Annotated in this window: 23 protein-coding genes and 2 tRNA genes; 6 read left to right on the forward strand and 19 right to left on the reverse strand. The window is 71.0% G+C overall.

The window, feature by feature from the left end:
- Positions 1-51: 51 nt before the first annotated feature.
- The 4 genes from KUM03_RS35475 to pgsA all read right to left on the reverse strand — a co-directional run bounded on the left by KUM03_RS35475 (position 52) and on the right by pgsA (position 3,414).
- On the reverse strand, positions 52-594 hold the full coding sequence (locus KUM03_RS35475; RefSeq protein ID WP_073730831.1) for a hypothetical protein: 543 nt from the start codon (positions 592-594) through the stop codon (positions 52-54).
- A 65-nt stretch (positions 595-659) separates the two neighbouring features.
- On the reverse strand, positions 660-1,823 hold the full coding sequence (locus KUM03_RS35480; RefSeq protein ID WP_217254673.1) for a glycosyltransferase family 4 protein: 1,164 nt from the start codon (positions 1,821-1,823) through the stop codon (positions 660-662).
- Positions 1,820-2,749, reverse strand: a complete 930-nt coding sequence (locus KUM03_RS35485) for a phosphatidylinositol mannoside acyltransferase (RefSeq protein ID WP_217254674.1) — start codon at positions 2,747-2,749, stop codon at positions 1,820-1,822. The genes KUM03_RS35480 and KUM03_RS35485 overlap by 4 nt, the downstream gene beginning before the upstream one ends.
- Entirely contained in the window at positions 2,746-3,414 is a 669-nt protein-coding gene (gene pgsA, locus KUM03_RS35490; protein WP_217254675.1) for a phosphatidylinositol phosphate synthase, read from the reverse strand. The genes KUM03_RS35485 and pgsA overlap by 4 nt, the downstream gene beginning before the upstream one ends.
- A gap of 262 nt (positions 3,415-3,676) precedes the next feature.
- On the opposite strand from pgsA, the gene KUM03_RS35495 reads away from it, so the two are divergent.
- Positions 3,677-5,875, forward strand: coding sequence for an elongation factor G-like protein EF-G2 (locus KUM03_RS35495; protein WP_217254676.1), 2,199 nt, complete (start codon positions 3,677-3,679; stop codon positions 5,873-5,875).
- Between the two features lie 229 nt (positions 5,876-6,104).
- Complete coding sequence (locus KUM03_RS35500) at positions 6,105-7,766, forward strand: hypothetical protein (RefSeq protein WP_217254677.1); 1,662 nt, start codon at positions 6,105-6,107, stop codon at positions 7,764-7,766.
- A gap of 25 nt (positions 7,767-7,791) precedes the next feature.
- Here the strand turns inward: KUM03_RS35500 and KUM03_RS35505 are convergent, their stop codons facing one another.
- The 4 genes from KUM03_RS35505 to KUM03_RS35520 all read right to left on the reverse strand — a co-directional run bounded on the left by KUM03_RS35505 (position 7,792) and on the right by KUM03_RS35520 (position 12,334).
- Entirely contained in the window at positions 7,792-8,340 is a 549-nt protein-coding gene (locus KUM03_RS35505; RefSeq protein WP_217254678.1) for an HIT domain-containing protein, read from the reverse strand.
- A gap of 78 nt (positions 8,341-8,418) precedes the next feature.
- A complete protein-coding gene (gene thrS / locus KUM03_RS35510; protein WP_217254679.1) occupies positions 8,419-10,395 on the reverse strand; it encodes a threonine--tRNA ligase in 1,977 nt (658 codons plus the stop codon).
- 92 nt (positions 10,396-10,487) lie between these two features.
- Positions 10,488-11,771 carry a hypothetical protein gene (locus KUM03_RS35515; protein WP_217254680.1) on the reverse strand — a complete coding sequence of 428 codons (1,284 nt, stop codon included), beginning with the start codon at positions 11,769-11,771 and terminating at the stop codon, positions 10,488-10,490.
- The gene (locus KUM03_RS35520) at positions 11,768-12,334 is read right to left on the reverse strand and encodes a DUF4365 domain-containing protein (RefSeq protein WP_217254681.1); all 567 of its coding nucleotides are present in this window, start codon (positions 12,332-12,334) and stop codon (positions 11,768-11,770) included. Before KUM03_RS35520 ends, KUM03_RS35515 begins: the two co-directional genes overlap by 4 nt.
- A gap of 171 nt (positions 12,335-12,505) precedes the next feature.
- Here KUM03_RS35520 and KUM03_RS35525 point away from each other — a divergent pair, with 171 nt between their 5' ends.
- The gene (locus KUM03_RS35525; protein ID WP_217254682.1) at positions 12,506-13,231 is read left to right on the forward strand and encodes a 3'-5' exonuclease; all 726 of its coding nucleotides are present in this window, start codon (positions 12,506-12,508) and stop codon (positions 13,229-13,231) included.
- 58 nt (positions 13,232-13,289) lie between these two features.
- On the opposite strand, the gene KUM03_RS35530 is transcribed toward KUM03_RS35525, so the two are convergent.
- The 9 genes from KUM03_RS35530 to KUM03_RS35570 form a co-directional block, all read right to left on the reverse strand.
- Positions 13,290-13,361: transfer RNA gene (locus KUM03_RS35530), tRNA-Val, on the reverse strand.
- 39 nt (positions 13,362-13,400) lie between these two features.
- Positions 13,401-13,847, reverse strand: coding sequence for an SRPBCC family protein (locus tag KUM03_RS35535; protein WP_217254683.1), 447 nt, complete (start codon positions 13,845-13,847; stop codon positions 13,401-13,403).
- 39 nt (positions 13,848-13,886) lie between these two features.
- Positions 13,887-16,622 (reverse strand): Tat pathway signal sequence domain protein, encoded by a 2,736-nt coding sequence (locus KUM03_RS35540; RefSeq protein WP_217254684.1) that lies wholly within the window; start codon positions 16,620-16,622, stop codon positions 13,887-13,889.
- A gap of 110 nt (positions 16,623-16,732) precedes the next feature.
- Positions 16,733-17,344, reverse strand: coding sequence for a hypothetical protein (locus KUM03_RS35545; RefSeq protein WP_217254685.1), 612 nt, complete (start codon positions 17,342-17,344; stop codon positions 16,733-16,735).
- Positions 17,345-17,356: 12 nt separating this feature from the next.
- Positions 17,357-18,247: a carbohydrate ABC transporter permease gene (locus KUM03_RS35550; protein ID WP_217254686.1), complete on the reverse strand. Its 891-nt coding sequence runs from the start codon at positions 18,245-18,247 to the stop codon at positions 17,357-17,359.
- A complete protein-coding gene (locus tag KUM03_RS35555; RefSeq protein ID WP_217254687.1) occupies positions 18,244-19,245 on the reverse strand; it encodes a carbohydrate ABC transporter permease in 1,002 nt (333 codons plus the stop codon). Before KUM03_RS35555 ends, KUM03_RS35550 begins: the two co-directional genes overlap by 4 nt.
- Positions 19,245-20,534, reverse strand: a complete 1,290-nt coding sequence (locus tag KUM03_RS35560) for an ABC transporter substrate-binding protein (protein ID WP_217254688.1) — start codon at positions 20,532-20,534, stop codon at positions 19,245-19,247. Before KUM03_RS35560 ends, KUM03_RS35555 begins: the two co-directional genes overlap by 1 nt.
- Positions 20,535-20,888: 354 nt before the next feature.
- A tRNA-Val gene (locus KUM03_RS35565) sits at positions 20,889-20,960 on the reverse strand.
- A 79-nt stretch (positions 20,961-21,039) separates the two neighbouring features.
- Positions 21,040-21,495: a TIGR02611 family protein gene (locus KUM03_RS35570; protein WP_217254689.1), complete on the reverse strand. Its 456-nt coding sequence runs from the start codon at positions 21,493-21,495 to the stop codon at positions 21,040-21,042.
- Between the two features lie 191 nt (positions 21,496-21,686).
- On the opposite strand from KUM03_RS35570, the gene KUM03_RS35575 reads away from it, so the two are divergent.
- Entirely contained in the window at positions 21,687-22,100 is a 414-nt protein-coding gene (locus tag KUM03_RS35575; protein WP_004002642.1) for an SsgA family sporulation/cell division regulator, read from the forward strand.
- Between the two features lie 320 nt (positions 22,101-22,420).
- A complete protein-coding gene (locus KUM03_RS35580) occupies positions 22,421-22,981 on the forward strand; it encodes a CGNR zinc finger domain-containing protein (protein WP_217254690.1) in 561 nt (186 codons plus the stop codon).
- Between the two features lie 76 nt (positions 22,982-23,057).
- On the opposite strand, the gene KUM03_RS35585 is transcribed toward KUM03_RS35580, so the two are convergent.
- Both KUM03_RS35585 and KUM03_RS35590 read right to left on the reverse strand, forming a co-directional pair.
- Positions 23,058-23,237 (reverse strand): hypothetical protein, encoded by a 180-nt coding sequence (locus tag KUM03_RS35585; protein WP_217254691.1) that lies wholly within the window; start codon positions 23,235-23,237, stop codon positions 23,058-23,060.
- A gap of 169 nt (positions 23,238-23,406) precedes the next feature.
- On the reverse strand, positions 23,407-23,856 hold the full coding sequence (locus KUM03_RS35590) for a hypothetical protein (protein WP_217254779.1): 450 nt from the start codon (positions 23,854-23,856) through the stop codon (positions 23,407-23,409).
- Between the two features lie 188 nt (positions 23,857-24,044).
- Here KUM03_RS35590 and KUM03_RS35595 point away from each other — a divergent pair, with 188 nt between their 5' ends.
- Entirely contained in the window at positions 24,045-24,569 is a 525-nt protein-coding gene (locus tag KUM03_RS35595) for a DsbA family protein (protein WP_217254692.1), read from the forward strand.
- Positions 24,570-24,573: the final 4 nt, after the last annotated feature.

Raw genomic sequence — 24,573 nt, forward strand, 5'->3', positions numbered from 1 at the left:
ACAGCAAGGGCCAATGGGAAGGCGGTGGATCGTTTTCGGTGCCGGGGCGCGCTACGCGGCCCGCTCGACGAGCGCGGCCGGCGACTCGTCGTCCATCTCGAAGGCCAGCGGGAACGGCGCGTGCCCGGCGAGGCGGAACCAGCGGACCTTGCGGTGCTCGCGCAGCCGGCGCGCGGCTCCCACCGCGTCGTTGTGGAAGCGCCGGGCCATCGGGACGCGTCGCACGGCCTCGGCCAGCTCGTGGGCCGCCTCCACTCCCCCGGGCGCCTCGCGCAGGGCGTCCACCTGCTGCGGATCGGCGAACACCGCGCGCAGCGCCTGGCTCAGCTCGCTCTCGGCGACCTCCCGCTGCTCCTCCTCCGCCTGCCGGGCGGCGTGCGCCGCCTCGTACAGGACGATGGAGGCGGCCGGGTCGAGGACGCCCGAGGTGGCCAGTTCCTGGGCCACGGACGCCCTGCGCAGCAGCTGCGCGTCGAGGGCGGCACGCGCGGCGTCGATCCGGGCGTGCAGGCGGTCCAGTCGGCCGGCCGTCCAGCTGAGGTAGAGGCCGACGGCGACGAGGACGACCAGGATCCAGATGAGGGTTGCGGTCACGGGCGGTAACCCTAGTCAACCCCGGGGCGGGCGGATAATCCCGATGCGCCGCCGGGGCCCCGCGCTCAGTCCCTCGCCAGCCCGAAGCGGGCGCGCAGGCCCGTCGCCCGGTCGTCCGTGGCCACGGCCGCCGCGCCCGCCGTCACCGTCTCGTAGACGGACAGGATGTCCGCGCCGACCGTGGACCAGTCGAAGCGCCGTACGTGGGCGCTGCCGCGCTCGCGCAGCGCCGCCCGGCGTTCCGGGTCCGCCAGCAGCCGCACGGCCGCGTCGGCCAGCGCGTCGGCGTCCTCGTTGGGGAACAGTTCGCCGGCCGTTCCCTGGTCGAGGACCTGGGCGAAGGCGTCGAGGTCCGAGGCGAGCACGGGCGCGCCGGCCGACATCGCCTCGACGAGGATGATGCCGAAGCTCTCGCCGCCGGTGTTGGGGGCGACGTAGAGGTCGACGCTGCGCAGGAAGCGGGCCTTGTCCTCGTCGCTGACCATGCCGAGGAACTCCACGCGGGAGCGCAGCTCGGCGGGCAGGGAGGCCACGGCCTCCTTCTCGTCGCCGCGTCCGGCGACCAGCAGCCGGGCCTGTGGGCGGGCGGCGAGGATCTTCGGCAGGGCCCGCATGAGCACCGGCAGGCCCTTGCGGGGCTCGTCGATGCGCCCGACGAAGCCGATGGTGTCCCCCTGCCACTCGGGCTTGGGCTCGGCGCCGGCGAAGAAGTCGACATCGACGCCGTTGGGGATGACGACCGCGTCCCCGCCCAGGTGCTCGACGAGGGTGCGGCGGGCGTACTCGCTCACCGCGATCCGGGCGCTGATCTTCTCCAGGGCGGCCTGGAGGATGGAGTACGCGGCGATCATCGCGCGGGAGCGCGGGTTGGACGTGTGGAAGGTGGCCACGATCGGGCCCTGCGCGGCCCAGCAGGTGAGCAGGCCGAGCGAGGGCGAGGTCGGTTCGTGGATGTGGATGACGTCGAAGGCGCCGTCGTGCAGCCAGCGCCGTACCCGGGCCGCCGACAGGAAACCGAAGTTGAGGCGGGCCACGGAGCCGTTGTACGGCACTGGCACCGCGCGGCCGGCCGAGACGACGTACGGGGGCAGCGGGGTGTCGTCGTCGGCGGGGGCGAGGACGGACACCTCGTGGCCGAGGCGGATGAAGTACTCGGCCAGGTCCCGGATGTGGAACTGGACTCCGCCCGGCACGTCCCAGGAGTACGGGCAGACGATGCCGATCCTCACCGGTCGCCCCGCTCGCGCGCCCCGGGTGCCTTGGCCGGGTCGAGATCCTTCAGCCACAAGCGCTGCAGCATGTGCCAGTCCTCCGGGTGCTCGGCGATTCCCGTGGCGAAGGCGTCGGCCAGCGCCTGTGTCATGACAGACGTCTTCTCGGCCCGGGTACCTGACTCGGGGACCTCGACCGGCGGGTGCACCCGCCCCTGCATCACGGGCGAGTCGTCGTACCAGAGCGTCACGGGCAGCAGCCGTGCGCCGGTCTGCTGGGCGAGCAGGGCGGGACCGGCGGGCATGCGGGCCGTCTCCCCGAAGAAGTCGACCTCCACGCCGGAGGCGGACAGGTCGCGGTCGGCGACCAGGCAGACCAGGCCGCCGTCGCGCAGCCGCCGGGCCAGCGTGCCGAAGGCGGTGCCGCCACTGTGCGGCAGGACCTCCATGCCGAGCCCTTCGCGGTAGGCGACGAAGCGGTCGTACAGGGTCTCCGGCTTGAGGCGCTCGGCGACCGTCGTGAAGGGGATGCCGAGCTTGGTGGTGACCCAGGCGCCGGCCAGGTCCCAGTTGGCCAGGTGCGGCAGGGCGAGGACGACGCCCTTGCCCGCGTCCATGCCGTCGGTGAGGTGGTGCAGGTCCTTGGGGGCGAAGCCCGCCTTGACGCGCTCGGTGCTCCACGCCGGGAGACGGAAGGACTCCATCCAGTAGCGCAGGTAGGACCGCATGCCCGCGCGGGAGAGCGCGGCCAGGCGCTCGGGGCTCGCGCCGGGCACCACGCGCGCGTAGTTGCTCTCCAGCCTCCGCACTCCCGCGCCGCGCTGCTTCCAGGCGACGTCCGCGATGGTGCGGCCGAGGCGCGCCGCGACCGGCTCGGGGAGCTTCTTCACCGTGCCCCAGCCCGCGCCGTACAGGGCGTCGGCCAGCCGGTCCTGAGCGCTCACTTCGCCGCCTCGGTGCCCTGGTCCTCCTGCGCGGCGGCGTCGGCCTCGGCGGCCTCCCGGCGGACCGTGACGACGCGCTGGACCAGCGTGACCAGGCTGCCGACGGCGACGATCCACAGGGCGACGGGCAGCAGGTACTGGATGCCGGGCACGCCGAACTTGTGCAGGCCCGCGAACCCGGCCGCGACCAGCGAGACGACCAGGCGCTCGGCCCGCTCGACCAGGCCGTTGACCGCGACCGGCAGCCCGATCGACTCGCCGCGGGCCTTGGTGTACGACACCACCTGGCCGCTCGCCAGGCAGAAGATGGACACGGCGCACAGGACGTTGTCGTCACCGGCGCCCGCGTACCAGAGGGCGAAGCCGCCGAAGATCGCGCCGTCGGCGACCCGGTCCAGCGTGGAGTCCAGGAACGCGCCCCAGCGGCTGGAGCGGCCGAGCTGGCGGGCCATGTTGCCGTCGACCAGGTCGGAGAAGACGAAGAGCGTGATCACGACCGTGCCCCAGAAGAACTCGCCCATGGGGTAGAAGACCAGCGCTCCCGCGACCACACCCGCGGTGCCGATCAGCGTGACCGTGTCCGGGCTGACGCCCCGGCGGATGAGAAACGCGGCGAACGGTGTGAGGACACGCGTAAAAAATGCACGCGCGTACTTGTTCAGCATGGCCTTCCCGACGGTCGGTGTGGCCGCGGCCCCTGCTGGCCACCGGCTGGCCCATCGTAGTCACGCACGCGCGCGTGCGACGGACGGGCACCCGGACCCGCTGGTGGGCGGCCGGTGGGCGGCGGGATCGGGTCCTTCGTATGGACGCGGCGTGACGGGAGTGGAAAGCTCGAAGAACCGCGGGCGTCGCCGGAGCCGCCAGTGCACGCGGTCCCGCGTGTCCGCGCCCACAGTGACCTCACCGTGCACGGGAGGCAAGGACATGGGCGACAAGGCACACACCCACCCCGGAGCCGCCGGCAGGGCGTCGGCGGCCGACCATCCCACGTCCGTACGGAACGTGGTGCTGGTCGGCCACTCCGGAGCGGGCAAGACGACTCTGGTGGAAGCCCTCGCGCTGACCGCGGGGGCACTGAACCGGGCGGGCCGCGTGGAGGACGGCGGCTGCGTCTCGGACTACGACGAGATGGAGCACCGGCAGCAGCGCTCCGTACAGCTCTCCCTGGTGCCGGTCGAATGGGACGGCATCAAGGTCAACCTCCTGGACACCCCCGGGTACGCCGACTTCGTCGGTGAGCTGAGGGCCGGTCTGCGCGCGGCGGACGCGGCCCTCTTCGTCGTCTCGGCCTCCGACGGGGTGGACGGCTCGACCCGCATGATCTGGGAGGAGTGCGCCGCCGTCGGCATGCCCCGCGCCATCGTGATCACGCACCTGGAGGCCGCCCGCGCGGACTTCGAGGAGATGACCCGGATCTGCGCGGAGACCTTCGGCGGGGACGACCCCGACGCCGTACTGCCGCTGTACCTGCCGCTGCACGGCCCGCCGGCGCCCGACGGGCACGCGCCCGTGACGGGGCTCACCGGACTGCTGACGCGGAAGCTGTTCGACTACGCCTCGGGCGAGCGCGTGGAGTCCGAGCCGGGCGAGGAGCAGCTGCCGCAGCTCGACGAGGCCCGTTCCATGCTGATCGAGGGGATCATCTCGGAGAGCGAGGACGAGACCCTCATGGAGCGCTACCTCGGCGGCGAGCAGGTCGACGTCAAGACGCTCATCGAGGACCTGGAGCGGGCCGTGGCGCGCGGGGTCTTCTTCCCCGTCCTGGCCGCCGCCCCCGCCGCCGAGGGCGCCCGGCAGGGGCTCGGCACGGTCGAGCTGCTGGAGCTGGTCACCCGGGGCTTCCCGACGCCCCTGGAGCGCGCGGCGCCGCAGGTCACCACTCCCGACGGTGCACCGCGCGAGCTGCGGATGTGCGATCCGGCCGAGTCGCTGGTCGCGGAGGTCGTCAAGACGTCCTCCGACCCGTACGTGGGGCGGATCTCACTGGTCCGCGTCTTCTCCGGCACCCTGCGCGCCGACCAGACGGTGCACGTCTCCGGGCACGGACTGGCCGACCGGGGCCACGAAGATCACGACGTCGACGAGCGGATCGGCGCCCTGTCGACGCCGTTCGGCAAGCAGCAGCGGCCGGTCTCGCACGTGATCGCGGGCGACCTGGCGTGCGTGGCCAAGTTGAGCCGCGCGGAGACCGGGGACACGATCTCGGCCAAGGACGACCCGCTGCTGATGGCCCCGTGGGAGATGCCCGACCCGCTGCTGCCGCTCGCCATCCAGGCGCACAGCAAACCCGACGAGGACAAGCTCTCCCAGGGCCTGGCGCGGCTGGTCGCCGAGGACCCGACGATGCGCCTGGAGCAGAACCAGGACACCCACCAGGTGGTCCTGTGGTGCCTGGGCGAGGCGCACGCCGACGTCGCCCTGGAACGGCTGCGCGGCCGCTACGGCGTCCAGGTCGACGTCGTACCCCACCGGGTCTCCCTGCGGGAGACGTTCGGCGGCAAGGCGGCCGGGCGGGGGCGGCACGTCAAGCAGTCCGGCGGGCACGGGCAGTACGCCATCTGCGAGGTCGAGGTGGAGCCGCTGCCGGGCGGCTCGGGCATCGAGTTCGTGGACAAGGTGGTCGGCGGCGCCGTGCCCCGGCAGTTCATCCCGTCCGTCGAGAAGGGCGTGCGGGCACAGGCCGCCAAGGGCGTCGCCGCGGGCCATCCGCTGATCGACGTGCGGGTGACGCTGCTGGACGGCAAGGCGCACTCCGTGGATTCCTCGGACGCCGCGTTCCAGACGGCGGGCGCGCTGGCGCTGCGGGAGGCCGCGGCCGAGGCGAGGATCCACCTGCTGGAGCCGGTCGCCGAGGTGAGCGTGCTGGTCGGCGACGACTACGTGGGCGCCGTGATGAGCGACCTGTCGGGGCGGCGCGGCAAGGTGCTCGGCACCGAGCAGACCAGCGGCGGGCGGACCGTGATCCGGGCCGAGGTGCCCGAGATGGAGATCGGCCGGTACGCGGTGGACCTGCGCTCCCTCTCGCACGGCACCGCGCGCTTCGACCGCCGCTACGCACGGCACGAACCGATGCCGCAGCAGGTCGCGGAGCGCCTGCGGGAGGAGCTGCGGGCCGCGTCGTAGCACCGCCGGCCTCGGCGGGACCGGCGCGGGCCCGCCCCTCGCGCCGGACGCGCTCCCCCGGCGCACGAGGGCGCGCCCCTGCGCCAACCCGCGCGTGCGGGGGCGCCTTTGGCCGTCCGGTGACGCATGTCGGTGCCTGCGGATACGCTGATGACCTGATCAACAGGTGTGCGGGGCAGGGAAGTCGGGAAGGCCGCAGGAGCGACAGTGGTGGCGATCGGGGGCGGGAATGACCGTTGACGGCGGTTACGCGGACTTCTTCGGACCGCAGGTGCCGCGTACGGACGACGGCGGGCAGACGGCCACGTTCGCGCTGGCCTCGGCCGCCTACCGGGACAACCCGGTGAAGGAGATCAAGAAGGCCGACAACGAGTGGCACCAGACGACCGTCAACACCGGCCGTTCCTGGGCCAGCATCTTCCGGCCCAACCTCGGCGAGGCGTTCTCCCGCGCGGTGGCCGACCGCATGCTGGGCGACGGCCGCAAGCCCCTCATCCAGTCCTTCGGCGCCGAGCCGCAGGTCGTGGTCGAGCACTGCCTCGCGGCCAACGGCATCCGCAAGGCCCGCGACAACCGGCTGACCATGGTCAGTGTCGTGTGCGGACTGCTGTTCCTGCCCGGCGCACTGGTGTGGCTGCTCGGCTTCCAGATCCGCACCACCGTCGCCAAGGCGGAGAACAAGCAGGCCGGGGCGCTGGGCACCGCGGTGCTCGTGGCGATCGCCGCGCTGGCCGTGCTGTTCCTCGTCAAGATGCCCTTCTCCGGCTTCTGGGCCTGGTATGCGCGTGCGGCGGTCGTGATGCCGGTCGTCGGCTGGTTCTGGGCCAAGAGGATCTGCGAGGGCACGGCGAAGGACCTCCGGGAGCGCTGGGACGGCCTGCTGTCGGGCAGCGGCGTGGGCGCCAAGGTGCCGGAGGCGGTGCCCAGCAACCCGGGCGAGACCGCGGCCGAGCAACTGCGACAGTCCCTGGCCAAGCTCGGCGCCGAGCAGCAGTCCAACTCCGTCTTCTACGCCGGTCCCAAGGGCATACTCGGGATGGGCACCCGCTGGGGCAGCTGGCAGCTCGCCGAGAACCTGGAGCCGGCCGACCCCACCCGGGAGATCCACCCCTTCCGCAGCTGGGACGTGGTGAAGTCCATCCACGACCAGCTGCGCATGCTGGAGCGCGGACCGCTGAACACGGGCGGTTTCACCAAGCCCTCCGTACGGCACTGGATCGTCACGCCGATCGGGGAGAACGCCAAGGCGGTGTCCCGGCCGGAGGGCACGGACGTCGAGGCGTACCAGGTCAAGTCCCACGCGATACAGGACATCTGCAACAAGCAGCAGTTCGGCGCCGGTGACCGGCACTACCTGGGCGTGCAGTGGACGCTGTGGGACGGCCAGCTGGTCATCACCATGCTGATCACGGTGACCGTGCTGCACGAGACGCTGCGCATCGAGGTGACCGGTCACGCCCTGGGCCCGGTGAACCCGTTGTTCACCACCAAGCCGGAGGCGCCCTCCAAGGAGGTCGCCAAGTCGTTCAAGCCGTGGGAGACCCGCAAGGTGATGCTCCCGCTGATCACCGCCAACGAGGTGGTGCGGCTCGCCGTCCGCGCGCCGCTCACCTGGTACCCCCCGCTGCTGAACTGGCTGGGCGGCACGATCACGCTGCCGGAGCCGTTCGGGCTGCGGCACGCGTGGGCGGACCAGCCGTGGCGGCACCGGTTCATGGCCGACGACGCGTTGCGGGCGGCGGCGCCGGTGCTGCGGGTGGTGCACTCGGCGGCGATCCGGGTGCTGGAGGAGAACGGCGTGGACACGGAGAAGTTCGGCACGCGGTCGGCGTTCCTGAGTACGGCTGTGCAGGACCCGACGCCGGGTAAGGCGGATCTGTACAACGCGTAGGTCCCGTTGCCGGGGGCCCGCGGTGCTAGGCGGAGGGCCACGCCTCCGCGAGCATCTTGCGGGTGTCTCCCAGCAACTGCGGCAGCACCTTCGTGTGGCCGACCACCGGCATGAAGTTCGTGTCGCCGCCCCAGCGGGGCACGATGTGCTGGTGGAGGTGGGCGGCGATGCCCGCGCCGGCCACCGTGCCCTGGTTCATGCCGATGTTGAAGCCGTGGGCGCCGGAGGCGGTGCGCAGGGCCGTCATCGCCTGTTTGGTCAGCTCGGCGAGCTCCGCGGTCTCCACGGCGTTCAGCTCGGTGTAGTCGGCGACGTGGCGGTAGGGCACGGTCATCAGGTGGCCGCCGTTGTACGGGTACAGGTTGAGCACCGCGTACACATGCTCGCCGCGCCGGACGATCAGCCCGTCCTCGTCGGACTTGGCCGGGATCGAGCAGAAGGGGCAACCGTCGTCGGCGCCGGGGCCGCTCGGCTTGTTCTCGCCCTGGATGTAGGCCATCCGGTGGGGCGTCCACAGGCGCTGGAACGCGTCCTGCGTCCCCACTCCGATCTGCTGCTCGGGCTCACTCGTCATGCGTGCAGCATATGGCGTCGCGTGCGGTGACAGGGAAAGGCCCCCGGGATCTCCCCGGGGGCCCTCCGTGGTGGTCGCTCAGACCTGCGCCCGCTCCTCGACGACCTTCGCGATCTTCGCGATGGCCTCGTCGACGGGGATGCCGTTCTCCTGGGAGCCGTCGCGGTAGCGGAAGGAGACGGCGCCGTTCGCCATGTCCTCGTCGCCCGCGATGACCATGAAGGGCACCTTCTGCTTCTGGGCGTTCCTGATCTTCTTCTGCATGCGGTCGGAGGAGGAGTCGACCTCGACGCGCAGGCCCTGCTTGCGGGCCGCCGCGGCGAACTCCTCCAGGTACCCGACGTGCGCGTCGCCAATCGGGATGCCGATCGCCTGGACGGGGGCGAGCCACGCCGGGAACGCACCCGCGTAGTGCTCCAGGAGTACCGCGAAGAAGCGCTCGATGGAGCCGAACAGGGCGCGGTGGATCATGACCGGCTGGGTCTTGGTACCGTCCGCCGCCGTGTACTCCAGGTCGAAGCGCTCGGGCAGGTTGAAGTCGAGCTGGATGGTCGACATCTGCCAGGTGCGGCCGATGGCATCGCGGGCCTGGACGGAGATCTTCGGGCCGTAGAACGCGGCGCCGCCCGGGTCCGCCACGAGTTCCAGGTTCTGCTTCTCGGCGACCTGGCGCAGCGTCTCGGTGGCCTCCTCCCAGGCTTCGTCGGTCCCGACGAACTTCGTCTCGTCCTTGGTGGACAGCTCCAGGTAGAAGTCGGTCAGGCCGTAGTCGCGCAGCAGGTTGAGGACGAAGGTGAGCGTCTTGTCGAGCTCCTCCGACATCTGCTCGCGGGTGCAGTAGATGTGGGCGTCGTCCTGGGTGAAGCCGCGGGCGCGGGTCAGGCCGTGCACGACGCCCGACTTCTCGTACCGGTACACGGTGCCGAACTCGAACAGCCGCAGCGGCAGTTCACGGTAGGAACGCCCGCGCGCGTCGAAGATCAGGTTGTGCATCGGGCAGTTCATGGGCTTGAGGTAGTAGTCCACGCCCTCGTCGAGCTGCATGGGCGGGTACATGCCGTCGGCGTACCAGTCCAGGTGGCCCGAGGTCTCGAAGAGCTTCCCCTTCGTCGCGTGCGGGGTGTAGACGAACTCGTAGCCCTCTTCCTCGTGGCGGCGCCGCGAGTAGTCCTCCATGACCCGGCGGATGATGCCGCCCTTGGGGTGGAAGACGGCGAGGCCGGAGCCGATCTGCTCCGGGATGGAGAAGAGGTCCAGCTCGCTGCCGAGCTTGCGGTGGTCGCGCTTCTCGGCCTCGGCGAGGAACTCCAGGTGCGCCTTCAGCTCGTCCTTGGTCGGCCAGGCGGTGCCGTAGATGCGCTGGAGCATCGGGTTCTTTTCGCTGCCCCGCCAGTAGGCGGCGGCGTTGCGCATCAGCTTGAAGGCCGGGATGGCACGGGTGCTGGGCAGGTGGGGGCCCCGGCAGAGGTCCTTCCAGCACAGGTCGCCGGTCTTGGCGTCCAGGTTGTCGTAGATCGTCAGCTCGCCGGCGCCGACCTCGACGTCCGCGCCGTCGTCGTGCGAGGCGGAGCCCTTGAGGCCGATCAGCTCCAGCTTGTACGGCTCGTCGGCCAGCTCCTCGCGGGCGGCCTCGTCGGTGACCACCCGGCGGGAGAATTTCTGCCCCCGCTTCTGGATCTCCTGCATCTTCTTCTCGATGGCCTTGAGGTCATCGGGGTGGAAGGGCTTCTCGACGTCGAAGTCGTAGTAGAAGCCGTCCTTGACCGGCGGGCCGATGCCCAGCTTGGCCTCGGGGAACAGCTCCTGCACTGCCTGGGCCATGACGTGCGCGGTGGAGTGGCGCAGGATGTTCAGGCCGTCCTCGGAGGAGATCTCGACGCCCTCGACGGTCTCGCCGTCCTTGACCTCGTAGGCGAGGTCCTTGAGCTCACCGGCCACCCGCGCCGCGATGATCGAGCGCTGGCCGACGAAGAGCTCGGCGGCCGTAGTGCCCGTCGTCACCACGCGTTCTTCCTGCTCCGAATCGCGTTGGATGATCACACGGACGTCTGACACCGGTCTCTCCTGACTGAAGGTGGGGCTGCGGCGCCATACCGGAGCGCACGCATGAGGGCGATCGTACCGACCCGGGCCCGCCCACCGCGAAATCAGTCCCCGCGGTCGCCGCCGTCCTCTCCGGCAATGCCGTCCTCGCCCTCCCCGCCGCAGGTCTCCTCGAAGAAGGCGGCCACCTCCACGTGCTCCTGCACCGCCTTCAGCAGCCGGTCCCGTTCCGCGTCGTCGACCGGCACGGGGGCGATCTCGCAGGCCCCGGTGAGCCGCCGGAAGCCGCCGCGGCTCTCCAGGCGGCCCAGCACCCGCACCGGCAGCCCGAGGAGGTGGGCATGTCCGGCGATCCGGTAGGCCTCCTCGTCCAGGGTGATCCGCACGTGCGGCACCTCCGCTCCGGCCAGCACCCGCAGCCGTACGGTGCCCGCCCCGCGCGGCCCCGGTCGGCGCATGCGGACGACGGTGCCGGTGAGCCGCACCGGCACGGAGGGCTCGGCGCGCAGGTAGCGGGCGGCGGCCTCGCGCAGGGCGGGCAGGTCGCCGGGCGAGAACTCGACGGGTTCGGCGAGTGAGGCGCAGCCCTCGGGGACGCCTGCGGCCGGTGCCCAGTCGATGCCGACGCGGGCGCCCTGAGTGCCGCGGACCAGGGCGACGAGCGCGTCGGTGAGTTCGTGGCTGACGCCGGCCGCCACGGCCGCGTCGAAGGCCCCCATGCCGCCGGTGGCCCGCCGGTAGTCGACGGCCTCGCGGGCGGCGTACAGGGCGTGGTGAAGGCGTACGGCGAGCGGGCGGCCGGTGGTGACGGGCACGAACGCCGTGAGGCGGCGACCGCCGGGGGCGGCACCGACCAGGACGTTCTCCAGGACCTCGGCGGCGGAGCGCCGGTGCCGGGCGCCGTAGTAGCCCGCCCGCGCGCGGGTGGCGAGCGCTCCGGCGAGCAGCATCCGGCGGGCGGCGGAGCGCAACTGTTCCTCGGCGGGCCACGACGCGGCGTCACCGGGTCCGGCCGCTGGTATGTCGCGGCCCCAGCGGATCTCGTCGCTGGGCACGGCGAGGGAGACCAGGATCTCGCGGGCGGCGGGGGTGCCGCTGCGGGAGAGGGCGAGCAGGGCTTCGGTGAGCAGGTCGTCGCTGTCGGGGAAGGCACGGCTGACGGGCACGAGCAGGCTGGTGGCGCCGGCACCCGGTCCGGGCGGGGTCCAGCGGCCGTAGCGGCCCGGTGCGCCGCCGCGCCGCCGCCAGCCGTGCCGGTGGAGCAGGGCGGTCAGCACCGCCGGGTCGACGGTGCCGGGCTCGGGCGGGTGGCCCTCGCTCCAGGCCGTGGCGTCGGCGGGGTGGGGCCGCACGGCGCGCAGGGGCTCTCCGGTCGGGCGGTGCGTCATGGTTTCCCTCCCGTCCCGACCCGCGTCATGATCTCGCACAGCGCCCGGTCGTCGAAGATCCGCGCGGTCGGTATCCGCACGGTGGTGCGTCGCCGGCCGGTGACCGGGTGTCCGGCGAGGTTGGTCCAGTAGCAGCAGTGCCTGAGGTCGAGCCGGTCGTGGCCGGCGCGCAGCCACTGGTCCCGGGACCGGGGGACGATCATCACGACGAGGATCTTGTGCACCGAGACCGGGGTGCGGGCGAGCTTCGCCAGGTGGTCGTTGTCGAGGGTGAAGGAGAAGTAGCGGCCGGGTGGGCCCGGCGGTATCTGGTACGTCGCCTTGAGCTGCACCTTGATGGTGACCTCGTCGTCGACCGTGTGCCCGGGGGCGCTGTGGCTGACGTGCCAGTCGATGCCGTTGTCCGGGAAGGGCTGGGAGAGCGAGCAGCCCGCCGCGGCGGCGACCGCGTGGAGGTAGCCGACCTGCAAGGTCTCCATGCAGGCGGTGGTGGCGAGGGAGCCGCGTGTGGGCGCGGTGCGCTCGGGCAGCAGCCCGCCCCGTTCGGGCTGCGCTATGGCCATGACCAACAGCCTTCCAGAACTGGTGAATCCCCGCTGCGGGCCTGTGAACTGCAAAGACCCTCACTCCTGTTGTGTCCTTCCGGCGTACGGCGCAAACAGCCCGGGTATCACCGAACCGGGACAGAAGACGGCGTGTCAGCTGCCGTGCCTGGACGAGGAGTTGAGTGCCCTATGACGTGCTGGTTCGAGGGGCCGCTGGCCGCCTTCGACACGGAGACGACGGGTGTGGACGTCGAGACCGACCGGATCGTGTCGGCGGCCCTCGTCGTCCAGGACGCCCCCGGGCTCAGGCCGCGGGTCACCCGGTGGCTGGTGAACCCGGGTGTGCCGGTGCCCGAGGCGGCGACGGCGGTGCACGGGCTGACCGAGGAGCATCTGCACCGGCACGGCCGGTGGCCGGCGCCGGTGATGTGGGAGATAGCCGAGGCGCTGAGCGAGCAGGCGCGCGCCGGACGCCCGCTGGTGGTGATGAATGCTCCGTTCGACCTGACGCTGCTGGACCGGGAGTTGCGGCGGCACCGGGCCTCGTCGCTGGGGCGCTGGCTGGAGCAGAGGTCGCTGCACGTGCTGGACCCGAGGGTGCTCGACAAGCACTTTGACCGGTACCGCAAGGGCCGCCGCACCCTGACCGACCTGTGCGCGCACTACGGCGTCGAGCTGGCCGGCGCGCACGACGCGGCGGCCGACGCGCAGGCGGCGCTGGAGGTCGTACGGGCGGTGGGCCGCCGCTTCCCGTCGCGGCTGGAGCGCCTGTCCGCCGCGGAGCTGCACACGCTGCAGGCGGTGTGGCACGCGGGGCAGGCGCGGGGACTGCAGGCGTGGTTCGCGCTCAACGGGACGGAGGAGGCGGTCGACCCGGCCTGGCCGCTGCGGCCGGATCTGCGGGCGGCGGCGTGAGTGCATGAGTGAGCACATGAGAAAGCCGGTCCGCCTGCGACGGACCGGCTCTTCCCGGTGGGCGATACTGGGTTCGAACCAGTGACCTCTTCGGTGTGAACGAAGCGCTCTCCCACTGAGCTAATCGCCCGGGAACGCACTGAACAATACAGGGACCGGCCTCCTTCCATCAAACCGCTTGCAGACGAGTGGCCAGTCCGCGCCGTCCCGCCCGCATCATCAGCCGGTGGTTGACCCGGAACAGGGGCCGCCCCGGCACCGCGAGGCGGCGCAGGAGCGGCTTGCGTACGACGACCTCCTGGTCGTACCGGGCGAGGGTGCCCGGGCCGTGCTCGCTGACCGTCCAGCGTGCCCAGCCCTCCAGGTCGCCGCTCATCTCGACCTCCAGCACCCCCGCCTCAGGGTCGCGCCTGCCCTCGTGCAGGGTCGTGGTCAGGTCGTACGGGAGCAATGAGCGGACCCTCAGGACGGCGGTGGTGTCGTCGAGCCGGGTGACCTCGCGGGTCTGGGGCCACCAGCGGGGGTAATCCTCGAGGCGTTCCAGCTCCCGGTAGACCGCCGGGGCGGGCGCGGGCAGGGTCCACAGGCTGCGGAATCGGTAATGGTTCCAGTCCACCCGGGAAGTGTGCCCGCACCCGCGCCCGTCACGTGCCGGTTACGGCATCCGGTCCCCCAGAAGTGCCAGGTTCTCGATGGCGGCGAGGCCGTAGAGCGCGGTGTCGTTGGTGGAGACCCAGGTCGCCTCGCTGCCCGGCACCAGGGCGGTCGGGCCGCTCACCTTCTCCGTCTTCCAGGGCGCCGACTCCTTGTAGCCGTCGGAGTCGTAGAACTTCTGCCAGGCGCGGGCGGCGAGCTTGGCGTCCCCGGTCCGCACGGCGGCGTAGGCGTCGAGGCGCGAGTGGCCCTGGAAGAGGATGAGGCTGCCGAAGTTGCTGCCGTAGCGGGCCGCCTGTTCGGCCTTGGTGGCGTTGAAGTAACGGCAGTAGTCGTAGTACGCCTCGTTGAACTCCGGCATGTCGACGAGGTCGATGAGTTCGGCGCACAGTTCGTTGAGGCCGAAGACGGCCGACAGGTGGGAGACCTCGACCTTCGGGGTGTCGGCGATCGCGAACCGGCCGGTGTCCAGGTCGTAGAGGCCGCTGCCCTGGACGAAGCCGTTGGGCTGGGCGGCGATGGTCTCCATCGTGGACAGCACGCGGGCCTTGGCCTTCTCCCACTTGGGGCCCTTGCGTTCCCACTCGGTGAGCCACGCCGAGACCAGGCCGCTCCAGTCGGTGCCGAAGCCGACGGACAGGGCGTTGCGGTCGGGGGTGTAGGGCTCGGTGCGGATCTTGCGGAGCGGGTCCAGGGCGAGGAAGGTCTCGTCGGAGTCGACGTTGGCGTGCATGAGGTCGCCGACGCGTTCGTCGGCGGTGAGGAAGTAGTAGTAGCGCCGGTAGGTGGTGTTGGCGATGCGCTGCTGCTTGGCGCTGTCGGCGTAGTGCTGGACGCCGTGGCGGGTGCCGAGGCCGGCCCATTCGCCGAGGTGGTAGACGTCGACCTCGCCGGTGTGCCGGGTCATGGCCTCGGCGAAGCGGAAGATGTCGGCGCGGCCGGAGCGCAGGTAGGCGTACCAGAGCCAGAGGTCCGGGGAGAGTTCGGAGTTGTCCCAGGCGTAGCCGCCGATGTCGTAGCGCCACTGGTGCCGGGCGGCGTCGTAGGTGTGCATGATGTCGCCGTAGTCCCAGAAGCCGTACCAGCGGCGCTGCTCCACCTGGTCCTTGTAGTAGGTGAAGAGGAAGTCGAGGTGGTCCTCGATCTTCGCCTTGGCGGGCGTGGAGCGGTCGGGCTCGGAGTAGAGACCGGGTCCGAAGACGCCGGCCTTGATGAGCTGCCCCGGCGGGGCGGCGAGCTGCGGCAGGACGCGTACGGCCTCGACCTGTTCGGCGAGTTTCTCGGCGCTCGGGGTGGCGGCGTTGGCCCAGAAGAGCAACTCGGAGGTGCGGGCGATGCCGTAGGGGGCGCCGAAGCCGGGTTCGTAGTCCTCGTAGGTGATGTTGAGGCCTTCCAGCTGCTCCTCGTAGGTGTCCTGCCCCATGCCGTCGTGGTAGAAGCGCAGATCCATGGGCTGGGCCTCGGGCGACCAGAGCCAGAGGGTGACCTCGGCCTCGTCGGTCTGCGCGTCGCGGATGTCGAGCTGGGCGGGGTGTTTCTCCCAGAAGTCGCGCAGACCGAAGGAGAGGCCGCCGCTCACGCCCCCGACGTAGCCGAAGCCGGAGGCGCGCCGTCCGCCGCCGGCGCCGATCCAGCCGTGGCCCTTCTTGGTGCGCTTGCGCAGGGTGAAGCCGTCGGCGGAGAGCTGGGAGAGGGTGTGGTCGCCCCACTCGGGGATGTACTTCAGGCGGGTGGTGACGCGCTGGTCCCAGGTGGCGGGGTCGGGCAGCTTCTCGCCCGCGTACTGGGCCGCCTGCACGGCGGCGCCCGGGTCGCGGCGCAGGCCGGTGATGCCCTTGACGGCCTCGCGCAGCAGGCCGGTGCCCTCACCGCCGATGCGGATGTGGCGGTCGTAGGACTCGTCGCGCATCGGGACGGTGAAGCGGACGCCGAGGCCACGGATGAAGTCGCCGCTCGCCTTGCCGGGTTCCTGCTTCCCGTCGAAGGTGATGGTGTGCACCATGCGGAAGGAGTCGGCGCCCGCGTAGAAGTAGAGGCGGATGGAGAAGGGGAGCCAGCCGCGGTGTCCCTTGCGGTGCTTGCCGTCGATGCGGACGACGGCGCGGACCGGGCCCTCCTGTTCGACCTTCACCTCGTCGATGGCGCCGTCGAAGCGCTCGTACTTCACCATGCCCTGGTCGCCGTCCTCGATCTCGGGCTGGCGCAGCAGGACGAGGCGGCCGTTCTTCGCGATCTCGGTGGAGCCTCTGGTGACGGACTTGACGAGGGTCGATCCCGACTTGCCGATTCTGGCGGTGATGACGCCGGTCGATATGTCGATGGTGCCGCCGCGCCGGTCGACGGTGACCTTCTTCTCGGGCGCGGCTGGGGTGCCGGCGGTCAGGGTGAGTTTGCCGTTGCCGGAGCCGACGGCGTGAGCGGTCCACTTCAGGGAGCCGTCCGGCCAGTAGGCGAGGGGCCAGGACTGGGTGGGTACGGCCTTGCCGTCCGCGTCCGTGACCGCGAAGGACTGGTCCTGCTGGTAGGTGCCCTTGGGCCAGGGGACGCCGACGGTGGAGCCGGGGGCGGCACCGAGGCCGCCGTCCTCCAGCCAGGTCAGGGTGACGGGGCTGTCGTCGGCCGTCTCGGCGGCGGGGGCGGCCTGGGCGTTCTTCGCGCCGAGGGCCCAGCTGAACTGGGCGGCGGCTCCGGCGACGGCGGCCGCCTTGAGGAGGGACCTGCGGGGGATGGGGGACATGGCCTTTCCTTTCCGTTCCGTGCGGATGCAGAGGGGTGGTCAAGGTGTCAAGGGCATGACAGGAAGAGGCGCGACGCCGGGGCGCCGGCCTTCAGGAGGAGGCAGGGCGGTCAGCGGCGCCGGTAACGCTCCTCCACGGCGACGGCCGCCGCCGCGACGGCGCCGAGGACGGCGACCGCCAGCGGCGCGCTGAACCAGGCGGAGCAGACCACCACGGCCAGCCCGCCGACGATCAGGAAGGAACCGGCCGGGTCGAGCACGGTGCGCCGGCCGGCCCGCGCGAGCAGCGCACGCCAGGAGGCGCCGGGGCGCCAGGCCGCCGCCGCGCGCAGCCCGGCCACGGTGGCGCCGATCAGGGCGAGCACGCCGACGGCGCCCACGAACGGACCGCCCGGCAGCCCGCTGCGTACGGCCTGCACGTCCACCCACACCGCGGCCAGGGCGGCCCATCCGGCGACCCCGACGAGCCACCCGCGGCGCACGGCCGAACGGAAGTCGGCGGTGAACTCCCGCCAGCCACCGCGCTCATGGGCGAGCCGCCGCCCGAGGTGCCGTGTCCCCGCCGCGAACGCGGCCGGGTAGGTGACCAGCGGCAGCGAGGCCACCGCGATCCACACGCCGGTGAGCAGGCACTCGGCGAACAGCGCGAACCCCTCGGCGAACCGCGACTCGCCCCGCTCCCCCGCCCGCTCCGCACGGGCCTTCGCACGCACCTCGGTCATGATCGGTTCACCTCAGCCCTTCAGGCCGGACGTGGCCATTCCGTCGATCAGATAGCGCTGGAAGGCCAGGAAGAAGGCGAGGACGGGCAACAGGGCGACGAGCGACATGGCGATCATGCCGCCGTAGTTGGCCAGCCCTTCCTGGTCCACGAACATCTTCAGGCCGAGGGAGACGGTGTACTTGCTGGGCTCGTTGAGGTAGATCAGCGGGCCCATGAAGTCGTTCCACGAGTTGATGAAGGTGAAGATGGCGCTGGTGATCAGGGCCGGGCGGCACAGCGGCAGCACGATCGACCAGTAGATGCGGAAGTGCCCGCAGCCGTCCAGGCGCGCCGCCTCGTCGAGTTCCTTGGGCAGGTTCCGCATGAACTGCACCATCAGGAAGACGAAGAACGCCTCCGTGGCCAGGTACTTCCCCAGCAGCAGCGGGGTGTACGTGTTGATCAGGTCCATGTTGCGGAAGAGCACGTACTGCGGGATGAGGAGCACGTGGTACGGCAGCAGGAGCGTGCCGATCATCAGCGTGAAGAGCAGGTTGCGGCCGGCGAACCGGATCTTCGCGAAGGCGTAGGCGGTCAGCGAGCAGGACGCCACGATCCCGATCACCGAACCCACCGCGAGGACGAGTGAGTTGACGAAGAAGGTGGAGATCGAGATGTCGGCGATGCCGTCGGCGAGGCCGGTGTAGTTCGAGATGATCGGGTCGGCCGGGAACAGGTCCAGGCTGCCGACGATGTCCCCGCTCTCCTTGAGGGAGCCGCCGATGACCCAGAGCACCGGGTAGAGGATCACCGCCAGGATCGCCAGCGACCCGATGTGCCAGGCGAGCGAGCCCGGCAGCCTGCGCCGCAGGGCCCCCTTCGCGGTCGGGGCCGGCGTGACGTCGGTGGCCTGTGCGCTCATCGGCCGCCCTCCTCGTAGTGCACCCAGCGCTTCTGCGACCAGAACAGCACCGCGGTGACCAGGGCGACCGCGACCAGCAGCATCCACGCCATGGCGGAGGCCAGGCCCATGCGGCTGTTCTCGAAGCCCTGGATGTACAGATAACAGGTGTAGACCATGGTTCCGTCGGCCGGTCCGCAGGAACTGCCGCCCGCGCCGCCGCCGACGATGTAGGCCGAGCTGAAGATCTGGAAGGAGTGGATGGTCTCCAGCAGGACGTTGAAGAAGAGGACCGGGGAGATCATCGGCAGGGTGATGTTCCAGAACTGCCGCAGCTTGCTCGCGCCGTCCACGTCGGCCGCCTCGTACAGCTCGCGCGGCACCTGCTTGAGGCCGGCCAGGAAGATGACCATCGGGGCGCCGAACTGCCAGACGGTGAGCGCCACCAGACTGTAGATGATCAGGTCCGGGTCGCCGGTCCAGCCGCCGGCGTCGATCCCGAAGAACTGCTGCGTACGGTCGACGACCGCGTCGTCCGAGAAGATCGCCTTCCACACGATGGCGACGGACACGCTCGCGCCGATCAGCGACGGGGCGTAGAACGCGGCCCGGTAGAAGGCCTGCCCGCGCCGCTTCTGCGCCAGCAGCAGGGCCACGCCGAGCGCGGCGATCAGCTTGATCGGCGTGCCGACGACGACGTACCAGAGCGTGACCTGGACCGAGTGGCGCCAGCGCGGGTCGCCGAACATCTCGGAGAAGTTGTCCAGGCCGATCCACCGGGGCGCGTCGAACAGGTTGTAGTCGGTGAACGCGAAGTAGAGCGAGGCGGCCATCGGTCCGGCCGTCAGCAACAGGAACCCGGCGATCCAGGGGGACATGAAGAGGTAGCCGGCCAGGTTCTCCCGGCGGCCCCGCCGCTTGAGTTCGGCGGGGCGCGGGGACTTCGCCGGACCGTGCCGCGGCTCGGAGCCCTTGACCAGGTCCTCCACGGCGGGGGCGTGTGTCACGGCGCTTCCCATCAGCCGGCGAGAGCCGTCTTCGACTCGGTGAAGAACTGCTTGACGGCGTCCTCGACGGACCGCTCGCCGAGCGCCATCTCCTCGGCGATGCGCAGGAAGGCGGCCTCGCAGATGTCGGCGCCGTTCGGGTGCGGGGTGATGGTCTCCAGGACGCCCGCGTCGACGAGGGACTGCTCGTAGGCGGCGATCGCCTTGTTGACGGGATCGGTGGGCCGGTACGCGTCGTACTGGACCTGGGTCGTCGGCACCCCGCGGTCGTAACCCATGATCTTGGCGACCTCGGGGTCGTGGACCATGAAGTCGATGAACTGGGCGACTTCCTTCGGGTGTTCGGTGCGCTTGTAGCCACTGAGCATCAGCGAGCCGAGGTACTGGCCGGTGCGCTTGCCGTCCGTGGTGGGGATCGGCGCGAGGCCGTACTCGCTCTTGCCCTCGGAGGTGTAGCGGACGGTGAAGTTGTCCCAGGTGAACTCGCTGCCGGCGAGTTCGGCGGAGAGCGCCGACTTGGGCTTGATCTGGGCGACCTTCTTCGGGTCGGCGAACAGGCCGGACTTCACGCCCTTCTCCGCCTTGGCCCACCAGGTGGTCAGGTCGGCCTCGGTGAAGCCGAGTCCGTCCTCGGTGAAGAAGGCCTTGCCGTTCTGACGCAGGTACAGGTCGTAGAGGTACATGACGCCGTACATACCGCTGTCGCCGGCGCGGCCCGTCCTGTCGCGGATCCTCGTCATCGCGTCGTCGAAGTCGTCCCAGGTCCAGCCCTGTTCGGGCTTGACGCCGGCCCGGGTGTAGACGGGCTTGTCGATGACGAGCGCCATCGAGTTCGAACCGACCGGCACGCCGAGGAGCTTGCCGTCGATCTCGCCAAACTTCTCCAGACCCGCCCGGAAGCCGTCCATGGAGAGATTGCCGGCCTTCACCTGCTCGCTCAGGTCGAGCAGTACATTCTTGGCGTCGTATTTCCGGAGAAATCCGATGGCATTCTGGAAGACGTCCGGCGGATTCCCGCCGGAGGCCTGGGTGTTGAACTTCTTCCAGAAGTCGGTGTACGGCTGGAAGTCGGTCTTCACCTTGATCTTCGGGTACTTCTTCTCGAAGAGCGCGATGGTCTTGTTGATGCGTTCCGCCCGGTCCTCGGCACCCCACCAGGAGTAACGAATCGTCACCGTCCCGTCCCCGGATCCGCTGCCGCCGCCGCACGCGGTGGCCGTCGCCCCCAGCCCCGCGACGGCCAGCGAGGCCCCCGCCGCCTTGAGGATCGTCCGCCTCTCCACATTCCCGCCCTGCTGCATATGAGCCTCCCCGCGACGTCGCGTCCGCCTCATGAATCGTTTCAAGTAAGCGCTTGCTGGCACAAGGTACGGAGGGCCCCGGGGCGCGTCAATGATTCGGACAGGAATTGACGGGCACCGCCCGTCGGCCGCGGGAGCGCCCTCTCCGCCGCCATCGGCTGGCAGCCGGGGTGAACTCCCAGGTCGGCGCTGCGTGACCGACGGGCCGAACGCGGACGGGTCCGCCTGGACGGGCGGCAGGGAAGGTCACGGTTGAGTGAAGGCGCGCGGAAGCGGAATGCCCGGACGCTCGGACGCACCCCACACGAAGGCGGCCCGGCTCACGATCGTGAGCCGGGCCGCCTGATGATCCGGTGGGCGATACTGGGTTCGAACCAGTGACCTCTTCGGTGTGAACGAAGCGCTCTCCCACTGAGCTAATCGCCCGGACGCAGGAAGAACATTACCCCATGTCAGGGGGTGCCCGTGACCAGCGGGGGCCGGGTCGCCGCACCCCCGCCGCGGGTCACTGGTCCTCGATCTTCCAGGGCAGCTGGAGACCGAACTTCCACAGGTAGATCCCCGCCAGCGCGGCCACGATCACCAGGCCGACCGAGGTCAGGATAATGTTCCGGCGCCGCACCTTGGGGTCGAGGGCCCGCTGGGCCGCCTCGGTGACCTTGCGCTTGGTCCAGCGCAGGACGAGCTGCGCCCAGACGAACTCGGTCGCCCAGATCGCCATGCCGCCGAAGATCACGACCCAGCCCGGCCCGGGCAGCACCAGCATCGCGGCGCCGGCCGCGACGACCGCCAGCCCGACGATGAAGACGCCGACCTGCCAGCTCAGGTGCAGGGCGCGGCGCGCCTTGATGAAGTCCGGAGCACGCGAACCGAGCGCCTGCGCGGGCGCCGTCTCGTCGTCCGTCCCCGTACGGTCTTCCGCCACGGCGGCCTCGCCGGGCTTGTTACTCCCCGTGTTCATACGGCCAAACACTACCGGAGCGAAACCTGTCACCGGAATGGGCGCAGGACCCGAACGATCGCTCGGCCGGAAGAGTTACCTAAACGCACGCAAAACACTCAGAGGGGTTTACAACGGCACCGTAGGTGGCATGTCGATTTCGCCGACGTGCGAATCCCCGAGCGCACACTGAGCGAAAGGCCCTGGCGCTTATGAACACCACGGTCAGCTGCGAGCTGCACCTGCGCCTCGTTGTGTCGAGCGAGTCCTCCCTGCCTGTCCCCGCAGGCCTGCGGTACGACACGGCCGACCCCTACGCCGTGCACGCCACCTTCCACACCGGAGCCGAGGAGACCGTCGAGTGGGTGTTCGCCCGCGACCTCCTCGCCGAAGGCCTCCACCGCCCCACCGGCACCGGCGACGTCCGTGTCTGGCCGTCCCGGAGTCATGGCCAGGGGGTCGTGTGCATCGCCCTGAGCTCCCCGGAGGGCGAGGCACTGCTCGAGGCCCCGGCGCGGGCCCTGGAGTCCTTCCTGAAGCGCACAGACGCCGCCGTGCCGCCCGGCACGGAACACCGGCACTTCGATCTCGATCAGGAGCTGTCGCACATCCTGGCGGAAAGCTAGGGCGATGCTCCGTGAAGCCGCCCGTCGCCGTCGACTCGGGGTGACGGCACGGGCCCGGACAACCGCATAACGGCACACACCGGCGTCGTCGCCGCGGTCCTCCGCGGGGGCGGCGCCGGTGCGTGTGCGGCCGCGGGACCGCTCCGCGGCCCACTGCGGGAACGGAGGGCGGCCGGCCGCCGTTGTACGGGCATCCGACGGCGGTACGGGCGTCCCGCGGCCGGTACCGGCGCACAGGAGCCGGTCCCCCCGCCACGGAAGCCACTACCATCGGCCAGCATCGGCGGGCGCCCGCCCGACCCCAGGCCAGGGAGCGAGATGTGCTGATCACCCACGACACCCGGTGTGCCCTCGACACCGTGGTGGATCTGGTGAACACCGTGCCGGAGGACGATTCGGCGCCGGACGGGCTGCCGGATGTCGCGGCCCTCCAGGAATTTGTGGGATCGCACGAAATCAGCGACGTCGGCGTGCTCTCCGAGCTCGACCTGTCGGCGGTGCGCAAGATCCGCGGCCGGTTCGCGGCCGTCTTCGCGGCACCCGACGCGCGCGCGGCCGCCGGCCTGATCAACGACCTGGTCGCCGCCGCCGGCACCACACCGCGCCTCACCGATCACGACGGGTACGACTGGCACATCCACTACTTCGCGCCGGGCGCCTCCGTCGCCGACCACCTCGCCGCGGACTGCGGGATGGCTCTGGCCTTCTTCGTGGTCGCCGGGGAGCAGGAGCGGCTGCGGCGGTGCGAGGCCCCCGACTGCCGACGCGCCTTCGTCGACCTCTCGCGGAACCGCTCGCGGCGCTACTGCGACAGCCGCACGTGCGGAAATCGCCTGCACGTGGCCGCGTACCGGGCACGGCGCAAGGAGGCGGCCGGCTGACGTCCGCCCGCGGCACCGACACACCGCGGTGGCGACGCGGCCCCCGGCGGGTGGCGCCGGGGAGCGCGGGTACGGCTCACAGCAACAGCAGATCGTGCAACGAAGCCATGAGCAGCAGACACCCGATCACCGCTAGGAAGATCATGAGCGGTGGCTGGGAAAGGGCGAAGAGGCAGCCGCGCGGTTCGTCCTGCGCCCGCGTGGTTTCGCTCTGTCTCGTGTCCAGCTGGGTATCCAGCTGAGTGGTGTCCGGCATCTCGCCGTGATGATGACCCAGCGACCAGGACCTACGCGATCAACACGCGAGCGAAGACCGGGAGTTCGTTGAAATCCGCAATCTCCGTTCGGATCTTGATCGTTACGGAGCGCGCTCTGACGACCTGGAACCGCTGTGTCGTTTCAGCCCCCGGTGCCGGCATCCGTGGTCATATGCCGTGCTTCTTGAGGATGGCCTCGATGTCGCTGAAGTCGTCCTCGCCGCCGGACGCCTTGGCCGGACGGGGAGCGGGCCGGGCCGCCGGGCGGGCACCGGGGCCGAGGGAGGGCTCCGAGGCCGCCGGGGCCACCGCGTCGCGCTGTGCCGCGGCCCGGGCTTCCTTGCGCTCCTTGCGGGTGCCACCGCGGCGGCGCTCCACGGCACGCGTGGTCATGAACAGCGCCCACGACACGCCCAGCACCGCGAAGCCGGCCCAGGCCACGGGGCTGAACGCCGTGTCCGCCAGCCACTCGACCACCCCGGTCATCACCAGGCCGACCGGGATCAGCGAGTAGGCGGCGATGCGGGCCGCGGTGAGGAAACGCCTGCGGTACGCGGTGACCGCCGCGATGCCCAGGCCGGCCGCGGACACCGCGGAGCAGACGGTCTCGGCAATCATCCGGTCCTCCAGGGCAGGTCGGTCGGGCATGAGTACTTCGTCCCTTCCATCCTGCACCGTCGGGACGCCGTGGGGCCATGCCGCGTCCCGGAGATCAGGGAGATCTCGGGGTCCGCTCCTCCCCAGGTGCCGGTGGCCGCCGTACGACCTGGTCCGGACGACACCCTCCGGGCTGGGAGAATGGGGCCATGAGCGACTCCTCCCCCGCCCGGCCCGCCGCGCCCGTCCTCGACGTCTGGTGCGAGCTCCAGTGCACGGACTGCCACACCGCCCTGGACGATCTCCGCGCCCTGCGCGCCCGCTACGGCGACCGACTCGAGCTGCGGCTGCGGCACTTCCCGCTGGAGAAGCACAGGCACTCCTTCGCCGCCGCGCAGGCCGCCGAGGAGGCCGCGGCCCAGGGGCAGGGGTGGCCGTACGCGGAGGCCGTGCTGAACCGGGTCGCGGAGCTGGACCGCAAGGGCGAACCCTTCCTGGTCGAGGTCGCCCGGGATCTGGGACTGGACGCCGAGGAGTTCGACACGGCCCTGATCGACGGCCGGCACATCCTGATCGTCGACGCCGACCAGGCCGAGGGCAAAGCGATCGGCGTGACCGGCACCCCCACGTACGTGATCGGCGGCGAGCGCCTCGACGGCGGCAAGAGCCAGGACGGGCTGCGCGAGCGCGTCGAGCAGATTGCGGACCGGCTGCTGGCCGAGCGGCAGGACTGACGGA

Source organism: Streptomyces sp. AC602_WCS936 (assembly GCF_019049125.1).
In the GTDB taxonomy this organism is placed as follows: domain Bacteria; phylum Actinomycetota; class Actinomycetes; order Streptomycetales; family Streptomycetaceae; genus Streptomyces.